General features: G+C 69.8%; 11 protein-coding genes. 1 reads left to right on the top strand and 10 read right to left on the bottom strand.

All coding sequences use genetic code 11. The features are described from left to right. Positions 1-4 precede the first annotated feature (4 nt). From IRT45_RS36705 to IRT45_RS06320, 9 genes are all read right to left on the bottom strand, one after another. Positions 5-3,313, bottom strand: a complete 3,309-nt coding sequence (locus tag IRT45_RS36705; protein WP_228533793.1) for a hypothetical protein — start codon at positions 3,311-3,313, stop codon at positions 5-7. Positions 3,314-3,319: 6 nt separating this feature from the next. Beyond that, a complete protein-coding gene (locus tag IRT45_RS06355) occupies positions 3,320-4,810 on the bottom strand; it encodes an SCO6880 family protein (protein WP_036502826.1) in 1,491 nt (496 codons plus the stop codon). After that, a complete protein-coding gene (locus tag IRT45_RS06350) occupies positions 4,807-6,282 on the bottom strand; it encodes a hypothetical protein (protein WP_194804950.1) in 1,476 nt (491 codons plus the stop codon). The genes IRT45_RS06355 and IRT45_RS06350 overlap by 4 nt, the downstream gene beginning before the upstream one ends. An 80-nt stretch (positions 6,283-6,362) precedes the next feature. Beyond that, positions 6,363-7,196: a hypothetical protein gene (locus tag IRT45_RS06345; RefSeq protein ID WP_194804949.1), complete on the bottom strand. Its 834-nt coding sequence runs from the start codon at positions 7,194-7,196 to the stop codon at positions 6,363-6,365. A 99-nt stretch (positions 7,197-7,295) separates the two neighbouring features. Beyond that, positions 7,296-7,559, bottom strand: coding sequence for a hypothetical protein (locus tag IRT45_RS06340; RefSeq protein ID WP_306304678.1), 264 nt, complete (start codon positions 7,557-7,559; stop codon positions 7,296-7,298). Then, on the bottom strand, positions 7,556-7,852 hold the full coding sequence (locus tag IRT45_RS06335) for a hypothetical protein (RefSeq protein ID WP_030513931.1): 297 nt from the start codon (positions 7,850-7,852) through the stop codon (positions 7,556-7,558). Before IRT45_RS06335 ends, IRT45_RS06340 begins: the two co-directional genes overlap by 4 nt. Positions 7,853-7,958: 106 nt before the next feature. Then, positions 7,959-8,603, bottom strand: coding sequence for a hypothetical protein (locus IRT45_RS06330; protein ID WP_030513930.1), 645 nt, complete (start codon positions 8,601-8,603; stop codon positions 7,959-7,961). Next, a complete protein-coding gene (locus IRT45_RS06325) occupies positions 8,600-9,472 on the bottom strand; it encodes a hypothetical protein (protein WP_194804948.1) in 873 nt (290 codons plus the stop codon). Before IRT45_RS06325 ends, IRT45_RS06330 begins: the two co-directional genes overlap by 4 nt. Positions 9,473-9,485: 13 nt before the next feature. Beyond that, positions 9,486-10,610, bottom strand: coding sequence for a hypothetical protein (locus tag IRT45_RS06320; protein WP_194804947.1), 1,125 nt, complete (start codon positions 10,608-10,610; stop codon positions 9,486-9,488). A 916-nt stretch (positions 10,611-11,526) separates the two neighbouring features. On the opposite strand from IRT45_RS06320, the gene IRT45_RS06315 reads away from it, so the two are divergent. After that, a complete protein-coding gene (locus IRT45_RS06315) occupies positions 11,527-12,405 on the top strand; it encodes a DMT family transporter (protein WP_309240816.1) in 879 nt (292 codons plus the stop codon). Here IRT45_RS06315 and IRT45_RS06310 read toward each other — a convergent pair. After that, on the bottom strand, positions 12,381-13,116 hold a 736-nt coding region (locus IRT45_RS06310), incomplete at its 5' end, for an ACT domain-containing protein (protein ID WP_194804945.1). The genes IRT45_RS06315 and IRT45_RS06310 overlap by 25 nt on opposite strands.

The following is a 13,116-nucleotide window of genomic DNA, read 5'->3' as shown; positions in this document are numbered from 1 at the left end:
GGCATCACGCGGCACTCCCCTCGTCGCCCCGCCGGGCCGTGGATTCGGTGAATTCGCTGAAACGCTGGTTGGTCTCGTGGATTCCGCTCTCTTTTTCCGACACGGTGAACTCCATGTGGAACGGGATGCCAGGGCGGCGATCCTCACCGATCTTGAGCAGGAACTTTCCCGTGCCCGGCGCGGGCGGGCGGGCCTGCCCCGGTTTGAGCGCCTCTCCGGTCAGCGCCTGCGGCGCCGACCAGCTGGTGACCATCTCCTCCTCGGCGGAGGTGAACGGGATCGTCGAGTCCAGGCGGCTGATCTCCTCGGGCGGCAGCGCGCCGAAGATCTTGGCGCGCGCGCGTTCCAGGAAGCCCAACGCCTTCGCGATCGCGGCCTCGGATCCGAGTGATTGCAGGTCCTTGATGGTGTGGCTGATCATGATCAGCGAGGTCGCCATGCCGCGTTGCAGTCGGGTCAGTTCGTCGACGCGATCGACCATGAAGTCACCGAGCCCCAGCACCTGCCACAGCTCGTCCATGACGACCTGGAAGTACCGCTGCGGCCCCAGTTTGCCGTCGGCGAGGACGTGCGCGGCCTCCACCGAGGCGAAGCCGTCGGCCCAACAGGCCAGCATCACACCGGCTTTGAGCTTCTTGTCCCCGGTCGGGATGTGCGAGACGTCGATACAGACCGCCACCGAGGAGGTGTCGATCGGCGTGGTGGTCTGACCGTTGAAGACCGCACCGAACGGCCCCTGGGTCAGTGCACGCAGCGACCGCCGCAAGCCCTTGGTGGCCTCGTGGTATTCCTCGGTGGTGTCGGCGCCGGCGTCGAGCATCAGCTCCTGGCCTCCGCCGACCACCACCTCGAGCAGATCCTCCATGATGGGCGGTGATTCCGGCGCGAAGCCGCTGCCCTCGCGGTACAGGATGCGCAGCGCCGTGGAGATCAAGGTCTCCTCGTAGTCGCGCACGCGCGCGCCACGCACGAGTTCGACCAGACCGGCGATCAACGTGACCTGGCGGGCGCGCAGTTCCTGGGTCACCTGCAACTGCAGTTCGGGGAGGTCGTCCAGCAGCGGGACGATCGAGCCGAGCACACCACCCGCGAGCGGATTCAGTTTGCCGTGCCCGTAGCCGAGGTCGATGACCTGCCCGCCGACCATCTCCACCAGCTTGCGGTAGTCCGGTTTCACATCGGCCAGGATCAGCGGCGTGATCCCCTGTGCGACACCGCCGAGCACGATGCGGCGCACCAGCGAGGATTTACCGAAACCGTTGAGCCCCAGCACGAACAGGCTCGGCGCGGTGATGAAGCTGCCGCGCATGAACCAGTTCATGGGGTCGAAGCACACCGGCGCGCCGGTATGCAGATGCGAGCCGAGCGGGGTGCCGATCAGCGGGGCGCCGGCACCGACCGACCACGGCCACAGGCCGGCGACCTGCGCTGTGGTGGCGCGGTATTCGACCGGGCGGCCCACCACGTTCATCCGGCCGCCGCCGGCGCCGACATAGCCGCGATCGGTCAATTGCGCCGTGCCACGGTCGAATCCGTCCTCGACGACCGATTCGATGCGGGCCGCGGCGTTGACGCGGCGCAGGTCGTCGGTGCGGATCCGGAACGCCGCCCACGCGGCGCGCAATCCGGCGCCCTCGCGGGCCACCGCCTCCAGGCGCGCGCGGGCCGCATCGTCGAGCAGGGGCGGGCCCTGATTCTTCTTCTTGACCGGTTTGCTGCGCCGATCCCGCCGGTTGCCCGCCTCGGCATCCGCTCGGGACGCTCGCGACAGCTGTTCGTAGGAGGCCATTTTCGAGCCGTTGCGATCACGCAGCGTGCGCTGACCCCGTCCCGTGCGCCGGGCGGGCGGTGTCTCCGTGCGCCGGCGCGCCGTTCCGGCGCCGTATTCGGTACGCGTACTGCGCCGCGGCGCCGGCTCGTAGTCGCCGGTCATGTAGCGCCCTCCACGCGTCTCGGGCGATACCTGGTCGAACCCGGCCGGCAGCTCGGCCGATTGCGGGGTGCCATGCGCATAGGACATCTCTCGATCGTCGGGCCGGTCCTCCGGCCCGCCCACCCGGCGCCGGGTACGTGCCCCGGCCGAATTGTCATGCGGCGCATCGTGGCCGGCGGCGCGGGACGCGGACGCGGTGTCACCGCCGGAGCGCGCCGCGATCCGGTCGTCGGCGGCGGCGCCGCCCGCCGCATCGGCTGCACCCCTCGTGCGGGCGCGCGCCGATTCGGTGCCGGCCGCGGAGGCGTCCCGCTCGGTCTCCTCGGCCCGGGCGGCGCGGTCGCCGTCCACGAGGTCCGCACCCTGGTCCGGTGAGTCGTGGTCGCTCGGCACCGGGCGCGTCGCGGTCGGCGAGTCCACATCACCGGGCGATGGCGGAACCGCTCCCGCCACGCTCCCGTCCCGCCTGGACTCCTCGGCTGTCCCGGCCCCTTGCTGTCGAAGGCCACTCGCTGTCGTAGGCGTCACCGTATCGCGATGGGCACCATGGCTTTCGCGGTCTGCGCTGTCCTCCGTGCCCGCGACCCGGCTACCGGCTCGCGACGTCGCCGTGCGGGTCGTCGCGACGTCGTTGCGCGTCTCGTCATTCTCGGACAACGTGGTTCGCGGTGCCGCGTCACCGTTCGATCCGGCATCGCGGCCCGGGCGCGTGCTCGACCGTTCGACATCCCGGCCGCCGTAGGACCGGTCGCGTGCCGATTCCGGCGTCGACCGGCCGCCCCGGTTCCGCTCGGACTCGATCGCGTTCCCACCCGCGCGGCCGCGGGCGCCGCTCCCCTCGCCTGCCCCGCGACGGTTCTCGTCGCGCCCGACCGATCCGTCCCGGTCACCGCTCGCCGGACGACGGCGGCCGGGCTCCGGCTCCGCCCGCCGCGTCGAACGCTCACCGGCAGATCCGGGCCTGCCCGCATCGTCACCGCGCCGGCGCGGACTGCCCGAGCCGCGCTCGTCGGAGATCCGATCCCCGCTCGAACGGCGTTGCGGTCCCGCACCGTCCACACCGGCACCCGTGCGCGAATGCCCCGTCGCACGCCCACCGCGTTCCGGCGGCGCAGCGGCGTCCGGGCGAGCGCGCTCGCCCTCCTCGCGTCGCGCTCGCCGCCGCGCCGGCCGCAGCGGTACGTCGTCCCAATCGGCAGGTGCGCCACCGTATTCCGAGCGGGGCAGGCCGGGCGCGTAGGCCTCGACGCCCCACTCGTCGTCGTGGGCCGTCCGCGTGCGCGGCCGGGCCTGGACCGGGTTCTCCGGATCCACCACCCGCTCGCTGTAGCGCGGTGGTTCGCCCCGGTAGCGGACCGGTGGCTCGTGCTCACCTGCCATCTGCGCTCACCCCGCCAATGCCTTGGGAATACTCGCGTGTTCCGGCAGGATCACCCCGCAGCCGAGTGAGGCCGCGAAGGCCGCCGCCTGGTAGCGGTAGCAACGCCGGATCTTCAACCGGGCCTGTGTGGACAGGTCGCGGGTAATCGCTTCGATCCGCGGCAGATCACCGCGCAGCGGTTCGGTGATGGTGACGAGCGCGCCGAACCGGGTCACACCGTGGCCTCGCGCCTGTTCCTCGCGGGCCTGCTGGGTGGCGCCGACCCGCAGCGTCGCCGAGGCGGAGACCACGCCCCGTTCGCTCTGCTGCGCGACCAGCGCGTTCTTGTAGTCGTCGTCCACGATCTCGGCGGCGTCGGCGGCCGAATGCGGCCGGTAGACGATCGCGATCCGCTTGCGCGGGACCTCCGGATTCGGCGCCAGCAGCCGCTGCAGCACCCGCTCGTCGACCGCGCCCTCGGGTGCCGCGTCCATCTCCCAGGTGACCGAGCGGCCGCCGTCGTGAATGAACTGATCCCAGCGTTCCTCGTGCGAGATCGGGCCCGCGTCGGCCCAATCCAGCCCGTGCCCGCCGATCTCGCCGGCGGCCACTTCCAGATCGGCCTGCGCGGCCGGGTCGTAGCTGCGGCGGATGAACGAGATCACCTCGTCGGCCGACATCGGCTGCGCGCGCACGCCCGCTTCGGCCAGCGCCGCGCAGATCCCCGGCAACCGGCGGCCGATCTCGACCGCCTCCTCGGCCGGATTCTTGCGTCGTTCGGCGGTGGTGGCCTTGAATGTGAGCGCCACTCGCGGCAGCAATTGCACCCGCTCCTGCGGCAATTCGGTCGCCAGCTCGTACATCACCTGCTGTGCCAGCGCCGGCGATTCCGGCCGGGTGATGGTGGAAACCTCGGTGAGCAAGCGGTTTCCGGTCTCCGGGACGGTGTCGATCACCGGTACCACCGCGACGATGTCGGAGGTCTGGCCCAGCGAGGCCAGGAAGGTGCCCCAGGCGGACACCCACCGATCGATCACCGGCTGGTCGACCGCCTCGTGTCCCTGCGGCCAGGCCCGCAGCACGACCGTGTACTGCGCGAACTGCGGCAGATGGATCATCCCGAAGCTGTAGCCGCCGGCGTCGATTCCCTCGTACAGCCGCGAGGGCGCCATCAGTCCGGGCAGGCGCGCGACGCCGCCGGGAATGCGGGAGAACCGGCCGCCGCGATAGACGTGCTCGCCCTTGCTGCGGCCGCGCAACCAATGGAACATCATCAATCCCGTCTCGTAACCGGAGCGGCCCCCCGTCCGCCACACCAGTGGAACCATCACGACCAGACCGATGATCGCGACGAACAGCGCCGGTTTCGGCCCGGCGACCAGCGCCGTCATCAGGGCGGTGATGACGACGACGAAGCCGAGCACCGTCTCCCCCCAGCGCAACCCGAAAAGGCCTGCGCTGCGGGGCTTCTGCCACAGCCCGTACGAGCGGCGCTCGTAGGTGTCGGTCGTCGTCATCGCGGAATGGTGCTCCTGCCGAGGTCGGGTGCGCGGTTGGCCCAGCGGTCACCGGCGATATCGCCCATGGCTTCGTCGGCGCGGTTGAGGTGCGCGCCCGCGGCCCGGGCCGTCGCGATGTTGTTCATGGCTCGCGACGCGCCGGATGGTACCGCCGCCGCACCGCCGGGGGCGCGCGGACTCGCGGGCGCCTGCTGACCCCCGCCCCCGCCGCCCGGGCGCGGGCCGCGCGGCGGCACCGGCCGGGGACTGCCGCCGCGACCGGTTCCGCCGGGCGGACGCTGACCGCCGTTGCGGCCCACGTATCCCGGCGCGCCGGCCGCCGCCTGGCCACGCACTCCGACCGCCTTGGTGCCGACCGCGCCCAGCGCCGCCGCACCCAGCAGCAGACCACCGGTGGCGGCCAGACCCGAACCGCCGCTGCCGACGATCGCCACCGCCGGGGTGACCAGTCGCATCAGCGCGGGCAGGACGAAGGCCACACTGCACAGCAGCACGATGGCGACCAGCATCCGCTGCGCCTGATCCGCATCGGGCAGACCCGAGGTCGGCGTGGTCGAGTTGGTGTCACCGGCGGCCACGAAGGCGATCATGTACACGATCGCGGCCACCGGTTTCCACAGCATGAAGGCGATGATCCAGCCGATCAGCTTCGGATAGGCCTGCCGCCCGGTACTGGTGCCCGACGCCGCCGCGGCCAGCGGCAGCACGCCCGCGGCCACCACCAGCAAGCCCTGGCGCACGATGGCCAGCACGATCTGCGCCAGCGCGCCGAGCAGGCCGACGATCGCGATGATCAGCACCAGGCCGGGCGAAAACGCTTGCAGCTTGGACGTTTTCACCATCAGCTCGGCCAGGCTGCGGGCATTGCCGTTGGTGGCGTCCTCGATCACCCACTGCGAGAAGCGGTCCGAGGCCTGTGTACCCGCGACCACCACCGCGCCCAGCATCCAGGAGCTGAAGATCACCCGGGCGAACATCCGGAACGATTCCGCGGCCTCGCTCAGTGCCGCACCGCGTCTGGCTTCGGCGAGTCTGGCGCCGGACAGGATCACCGACACGATCAGCAGCAGGATCTGCGCTTGATAGGTGTAATCGTTGATCTTCTGGAACAGCGCTCCGCCGTCGCTGATGCGATCGTTGGGCACCTTCATCCAGAAGGTCAGCGCCAGGATCAGCGCCTCACCCAGGCCGTTCATCAACGAGTCGACCACCTTGCCGAAGGTGGAATCCCACGCCTTGTCCTTCACCGCGTTGGCGGCGTCACCGGGATGGGTGGCGGCGTTACCGGCCTTGCACGCCGCGGAGGCCGCGTCGCCGAGCGATACGCCGGGCAGGCCCAGACCGTCGAGATCGTCGTGGATCTCGTTACAGGTCTGGTCGAATCCGTAGGTCTGCCCGTAGGCCACCGTCGGGGTCGCGATCATGACGGTGAACACGACCGCGAGGATCGTGACGATGCGCCTCACCATGAGATCCACTCCTCGATGCGTCGCAGGGAATCGATCCGGACCATCGGCTGACTCTCGTGCCTTTCTCGAAATCGCCGTGCTCACCATCGGGTCCACCCCTGCAGGGTGTCGACGTATTCGCTCGGCGTGGCTCTGCTGTCGGTGGGTTTGAGCCGCCAGTCCCCGTTGTCCCACACCATGACCAGCCGGATCGCCGCCCACACCTGTTTGCCGTCGTTGACCGGCCCGCGAGCGGCGAGCCGCACGATCGCCATATCGTCGGCGTAGTTCTCGATCTGGAACGCGTCGGGGGCGACCAGGTACTTGGTGATCCGCGCCGGCTGCTGATCGGGCAGTTTGCCGTCACCGCGCGCCTTGTCGTAGGCCGCGATCTGCTGGGCCGAGACCCGCACCTGACGCACGTACAGATCCCGGTCGCCGGGCCGCGCGTTGAGCCGATAGGTGATCTGCGCCGCCGCCAATGCCGCCCCCTGCGGTGTGTGGGAATAGCCGACGGCCAGCCCCTTGTCGTCGATCCGGGTCGGACCGTCGCTGGTGGAGAACGGCACCGAGGCGCCGTAGACCCGCTGCCAGCCACGTGGTTCGGTGGTGCCGGCGGGTGCCGCGGTCAGCCAGTCCGGATCCGACGAGTCGTGCTGCTGTGCGGAATTCTGCGGAAGTGGTTGTCCCGCGGGATTGTTGGGTATATCGACGCGGCGACGGAACAGATCCGTATCCGGTTCGGCGAATCCGGTCGCGCCCGAGCCCGCGACGGGCGAGGGCGGCGGATCCGTTTTCCGGGCATCGGAAGAGGAGGTGTCACGGCCGACGTAGACGAAAACGCCGACGATCACGATCAGGGCGATCACGGCCGCGGAGACGATGACACCGAAGGAGATGCCGCTGCGCTCGTCGTAGGTGTCCTTGTTGCTCATACCGTCACCTCCCGTCGCAGGTCGTCGTCGAATGTCGCGTCGTCGAATGTGGTTGTCGCCGTGGTGTCATCGGCGGGCATGCGGAAATCTGTCACCGGCTCACGCGGGAAGCAGGGTCAATGCGATCGCACTTGCCGAACTGGCGACGATGGCGCCGATCAGGCTCATCACGATGCCGTGCGAGGCGTCGTTGACGGCCATGTCGTCGCGCATCGCCGACCACAGCCGGCCCGCGGAGATGATCATCCAGGCCAGGCACAGCAACAGCACGCACCACAGTAACCAGTTGATCAGCTGCATGATCGGTTCGATCACGTCCGCGGGCATCTGCTTGTAGGCCAGCACGATCGCGGCGCCCCTCACGATCCGATGACTGCGTTCATGATCGTGCCCGCACTGGTGGCGACGATGCCGCCGATCATGGCGCCCGCCACCATCTTCGGCGATTCCAGCCCGCCGCCGGTCCACTTCTCCCAGGCGAAGCGGCCACCGGCGTAGGTGATGCCCAGGATGCCCGACAGCAGCACGAACCACGTGAAGTAGCGCACCAGTTTCATGAGCTTGTCGGCGGCCGGCGGCGTCTCGGGTGTCGGATTCCCGACCTGAGCGAGAACAACGCCGTACGTCTCGTGTACAGCGGCCAGGATGGTACTCATCGAGCGTCCTTCTCAATAGGTGATCGGAATACAAAGCCGGGTACCGGAGGTACACCGTCGGAAACAGCTGTCGGCGTGGTCGCGGCAGCACAACGTCCAGGCACGATCATCGTTGCTCCTCCTGTTGCGAACCGGCGCCGACCGTCTCCCGCACCAGGTCGACGATGCTCATTCCCAGCGCGTCCACCTCGTGCGGAACTTCTTGCAGCGGATCGAGTTTGCGCTTGCGCTGCTGTGGCGGCGGGTCGCTCGGCGACCACACCGGCAGCTGATCGGGTTCGACCAGCGTCCACTCCTCGATCCAGGGCATCTGCCACACCTCCCCGGCCAATGCGCCGACCACATCGCGGTAGCGCCGGATCTCGGCCGGGATCCGTCCCGGGCGCGCGGCCACGGTCACCAGGCCCAGCACCTCGCTCGGTCCGGCGAGTCCGGCCCGGTGCTGGCGCAGCAGATCATGGGCGCGGGTCAGCCCGGCGATGGTCTCGCGGGCGACCAGCACCACGAAAGGTGATTCGCGTTCGAACACACCGGGCCAGCGCCGGTGCGAATCCGCCGCAGGCGCAAGCACATGCGCGAGGGTACTGGCTCCCGCGCCGCCGTGCACCCCCAGCAACCACACCAGCGGCGCTCGTCCGGCGCCCGGCACCGGGCGGTCCCAGATGGGCGCGCGACGGGACTCCGCCGGTGCGACAACGCCTGCCGCAGGCGGGTTTTCGGATGAGCGAGGTTCCTTCATGGCCGCGGTCATGATGCCATCCCAGCCAGCAGCCGCCGGTACGCCCTCCGGGTTTCGGCGTCGAGTGCGTTGTGGCGCACCAGCTCTCCGCGCGCCAGGTGGGTGTCGTAGGGGATCTCGCGGATGTCGCGGACCCAGCCGGTGAGATGTTCGCGCAGGTGATCGGCCACTCGAGAGTCGTTGCCGGGCAACTGATGTGAGATCACGATGGTGGTGTCACCGACGATGCCGCCGCCCTGCCCCTCGGCGTGGCCGCCGAACTCGTCGTCGAGCCATTCCAGCGTGACCCGCAACCGGTTGGCGGCGTCGGCGCGCGCCGGAATCGACAGCACCAGAGCCACTTCCGCGTCCTCGAGCAGTGGCCGCAGCTGACGCGCGGCGATCGGGCTGCCGCCGTCGTAGACCGGGGTGTGGCCGGCGTCGGCGACGGCCCGGGCCACCGTCAGATAGGTGGCGCGGCGGCGCAGCGGGGAGGCGTCGCGCCACAGCAGGCCGATACCGGAGCTCGCCTGGGAGAGACATTCCTTCAGCGGCGCCGGTTCGTCGTCACCGCGGCCGTACAGCCACTGCTGCAGACTGATCGGACTCAGATGTTCGTCGGCGCCGCGCAGGGCCAGATCGCTGCCGGCGACGGTGGCGTCGACGGCCACCGCCGCGGCCTCCGCGCCCAGTTCACCCGCGAGTCCCAATGCGGTGGTGGTGGTTCCGGCCCCACCGCACCCGCCGACGACCAGAATCGGGCGCGGCAGCCCGCCACCCTCGCCGTCGTCACGTCTTCCCTTGCGCAACCGGACCACCGGCGCCCGTCCACGCGGTCGCGAGCTCGCCGCGACGTCCGCGTCGGACGTCTCGTCGAGCCATCGGCTCCAGTCCTGTCCCATCTCAGCTCTCCTCTTACCCGGCCGTGATGCCCGTGATCAGGGTGCGGCCGCCGACCACCGCGGTGGTCACCAACTGCTTGTCGTAGGTGGCGGGGGTCGCGCCCGGCCGCCGTTCGGTCACCTCCACCGAATACCTGTTCTCGTCCAACGTGACCACTCGCACGCAATAGTCGGTGCCCAGCGGCACCGAGGCGATGCCGCGCTGGATCACCGGCGCCGGCGAGACCGCCGCGTTCGGCGCGACCACCTCGCGCGCTCGCTCGGCCGAGCGTTCGACGTAGAAGGCGTGCTGGAACCACATGATCGCGTCCGGCCCGGAATCGGTGCCGCCGACCTCGGCGCCGCGCATCACGCGCGCGGTCCGTTCGGTCGGGCAGTGCGCCGCCGAACCCACCCGCGCGCCGGAATCGGCGCCGAACGCCGAGGTGAGCCGCAGCATCGGAGCCTCGTCGCCCACGGCCGGCCGTACCGGCAGCGGCGCCGTCGACTGTTTACCGTCGTCACCGGAGCGCAGCAGGTACAGCGCGAAACCGCCTGCGACCGCCAGCAATAACACGGCTACCGCCAGGACGAGCGCAACCCGCAACCGGCTCGGGCGGATGTAGTCGCGCAGGGCCGGAGAGGCCGGGCCCGGGTCGCGGCGCACGGTCCGGCCCGCGCCGCCGTCACCGTGCTCGCGAGGCGGCAGAATCCATTCCGGTGTGTCCACGTCGTCGCGCTCGTCGGAATCGTCCAGCGGCGAACGCGCCCCGGATCCCTCCGCATCGTCGCCGTCGGCACCGGCCGGCCGCGTTCGGCGGCGGCCACGGGCGCGGCCCTCGCCGGTCTCGGCATCGCGGGGCAGGCGCAGCACCTCACCCTCGTGGACGGGATAGTCGTCGTCGGGCCCGGGCGCGTGGCTGCCGACCCAGTCGGTCCAGCCGCCGACGAATTCGCTGCGTCGCGTGGCCGGTTCGTCGGCGAACGGAATGTCGAACGGTTCCGGCTCGGTGTCGCGGATGTAGTGCGGATACCGCGCCGCTCCAGGTTCCGCCTCGTCGTCGACGGCGTCGGATTCCCCCGGCGCGGCCGCGGGCACGGCGTGTTCGGGTTCCAGCGCCGGGAACCACCGTTGGACTTCTTTGTACGGCTTCAACATTCCCTCATCCCCGCGGAGCCGGGCACGTCGTGCAGCATCGTCGGACCCTCTCGGCGATCAGTTCGTGGAGAACGGGTAGTTGTTGTCAGCGGTACCGCCTCGGGACGACACCAACGGCACACCACCGGGTGCGGCGTCACCGAGGCCCTTCCCGAACGGAAATTGTCCCGTACCCGACGAATTCGGCGAACTCGACGCGCCGTCCGACGCCGCCGAGATTCGGGCGATACCACATCCACGCAGGTCAAGGGGTGTGAACGGGGGCATCTCGAACGCCCGATCGAGGGCCGGCGTGGATGTGGGTGCGCCACATCCGCGGCGAAGGCCCGAGGCGACCGGTACGGTCGCCGCCGAGCATGTCAGCACGGTCAGCACGATCTGACCCCCTTTAAAACCCGCTGTCTGCAACAGTTCTGAGGGTCGAGTGCCACTGCGACCCGTCCGGCGATCATCATGTGGATTCGAGTTGTCGCCGAACATCGCGCGCACCCCGAAACGCAATAAACCGTAACAGAATCCGGCTCGGAGTGCAGGCCCTCCGTCGGTGCGCGAGCACAGCCGCGATCATGGTCCCCGAACCTTCCTACCTGCGTGAAGGATTCACCGTGGGCCGGGCGGCCGGCCCGGATCAACAGCCGTCGGAAGTCTCGGCAACATCGCGGCGAACGCGCAATTCGCGCCTGGCCGAAGGCAGCTCGACGCGACTGCGGATACGCCGCGAAATATGTTGCCGAACAATTGCCGTTCGCCCGTACCGGGAATTCCGGCTAGTCGGATGGACCGCACCGCTCGATGTCGGCGAATTCGCCGGTATCGCGCTCCTCCCGGCCATTCACCGGCCCCGCATCACACCGCTTCGGATCGGTACACCGATCCCGATGCCGTGGCCCCCGGCCGCGGGCGGCACACTGATCGGGTGAGCAACTTTCCCGTCGCCGCGGTCGTCTGCGCTTTCATCGGCGCCGTGCTGTTCGCGGTGTCGGCGGTCGCCCAGCAACGCGCGGCGGCCGATGTGCCGGCCGGTGACGCGCTGGTAGCCCAGCTCGTTCGCAATCCGCGCTGGTGGGCCGGCATCATCGGCGACGCCGGCGGCTTCGTGTTCCAGGTCGTGGCGCTGGCGCTGGGATCGGTGCTGATCGTGCAGCCGATTCTGGTGACCGCACTGGTCTTCGCGTTACCGCTGGCCGCGCACTACAGCCGCCGTCCGGTCACGCCGGTCATGTGGGCGCACGCGGTCGCGCTCTCGGCCGCGCTGGCCTGCTTCCTCGTCGTCGGCGATCCCACCGAGGGCATCTCCGACGCGCCGTGGTCGACCTGGATGTGGCCGCTGATTCTGGTTCTCGGCGTGGTCGCGGCGGCGGTCGTGGTCGCGGTGGTGATCCGGGTGACCGGATTGCAGGCACTCATGCTGGGGACCGCGGCCGGTCTGCTGTTCGGCGTTTCCGCCGCGCTCACCCAGCACGTCATCCAGCTGTTCGGACACGGCCTCACCACCGCGCTCACCAACTGGCAGACCTACACCCTGGTCGCCGCGGGCATCGTGGGGCTCTACCTGCAACAGCGCGGCTACCAGGTCGGGGCACTGTCGGCCTCGCTGCCGGCCTTCACCGTCGCCGAACCGCTCGGCGCCGCGTTCCTCGGTCTCACCGTGCTGGACGAGCGACTGCGGACCGGTACGGCCGGCACGATCGTCGTCATCGCCTCGGTACTGGTGATGTGCGTGGCCGCGGTCCGGCTGTCACGAGCCCAGGCGGAAATGCCGCCGGCGGATCAGGCCGCCGAGGTCACCCGGTAGACGTCGTAGACGCCCTCCACGTTGCGGACCACGTTCAGCAGATGTCCGAGATGCTTCGGATCGCCCATCTCGAAGGTGAACTTGCTGATCGCCACCCGGTCACCGGAGGTCATCACCGACGCGGACAGGATGTTGACCTTCTCGTCGGCCAGCACCTTGGTCACATCCGACAACAGCCGGGTGCGGTCCAGCGCCTCGATCTGAATCGCCACCAGGAAGACCGACGACGGCGACGGCGCCCACCTGACCTCGATGATCCGTTCCTGTTGCGCGCGTAGCGAATCCGCGTTCGTGCAGTCGGTCCGGTGCACACTCACCGCGCCGCCGCGAGTCACGAAGCCCATGATCTCGTCACCCGGCACCGGGGTACAGCATTTGGCCAGCTTCGCGACCGTACCGGGGGCGCCGGGGATTTCGACGCCGGCGTCACCGATGGTGCGCTGCCGCGCCGGCAGCGTCGACGGCGTACTCCGTTCGGCCAGTTCGTTTTCCACGTCGCCGACGCCGCCGAGCTGCGCCATCAGCCGTTGCACGACGTGATGCGCCGAGACCTGGTTCTCACCCACCGCCGCGTACAGCGCGGAGATGTCGGCATAGTGCAGTTCGTGCGCCAGCGCGGACATCGCGTCCACGCTCATCAGCCGCTGCAGCGGCAGACCGGAACGGCGGACCTCCTTGGAGATCTGCTCCTTACCGGCCTCCAGCGCCTCC

This window comes from Nocardia sp. BSTN01 (assembly GCF_015354405.1).
In the GTDB taxonomy this organism is placed as follows: Bacteria; Actinomycetota; Actinomycetes; order Mycobacteriales; family Mycobacteriaceae; genus Nocardia.
The sequence above is the reverse complement of the archived record's forward strand: the minus strand, read 5'-3'. Positions and strand labels throughout refer to the sequence as shown.

Excerpts from the sequence above, each read along its gene's own strand:
- IRT45_RS06320 (WP_194804947.1), bottom strand. The coding sequence starts at position 10,610 with ATGTTGAAGCCGTACAAAGAAGTCCAACGGTGGTTCCCGGCGCTGGAA.
- IRT45_RS06325 (WP_194804948.1), bottom strand. The coding sequence starts at position 9,472 with ATGGGACAGGACTGGAGCCGATGGCTCGACGAGACGTCCGACGCGGAC.
- IRT45_RS36705 (WP_228533793.1), bottom strand. The coding sequence starts at position 3,313 with ATGGCAGGTGAGCACGAGCCACCGGTCCGCTACCGGGGCGAACCACCG.
- IRT45_RS06330 (WP_030513930.1), bottom strand. The coding sequence starts at position 8,603 with ATGACCGCGGCCATGAAGGAACCTCGCTCATCCGAAAACCCGCCTGCG.
- IRT45_RS06345 (WP_194804949.1), bottom strand. The coding sequence starts at position 7,196 with ATGAGCAACAAGGACACCTACGACGAGCGCAGCGGCATCTCCTTCGGT.
- IRT45_RS06335 (WP_030513931.1), bottom strand. The coding sequence starts at position 7,852 with ATGAGTACCATCCTGGCCGCTGTACACGAGACGTACGGCGTTGTTCTC.
- IRT45_RS06350 (WP_194804950.1), bottom strand. The coding sequence starts at position 6,282 with ATGGTGAGGCGCATCGTCACGATCCTCGCGGTCGTGTTCACCGTCATG.
- IRT45_RS06355 (WP_036502826.1), bottom strand. The coding sequence starts at position 4,810 with ATGACGACGACCGACACCTACGAGCGCCGCTCGTACGGGCTGTGGCAG.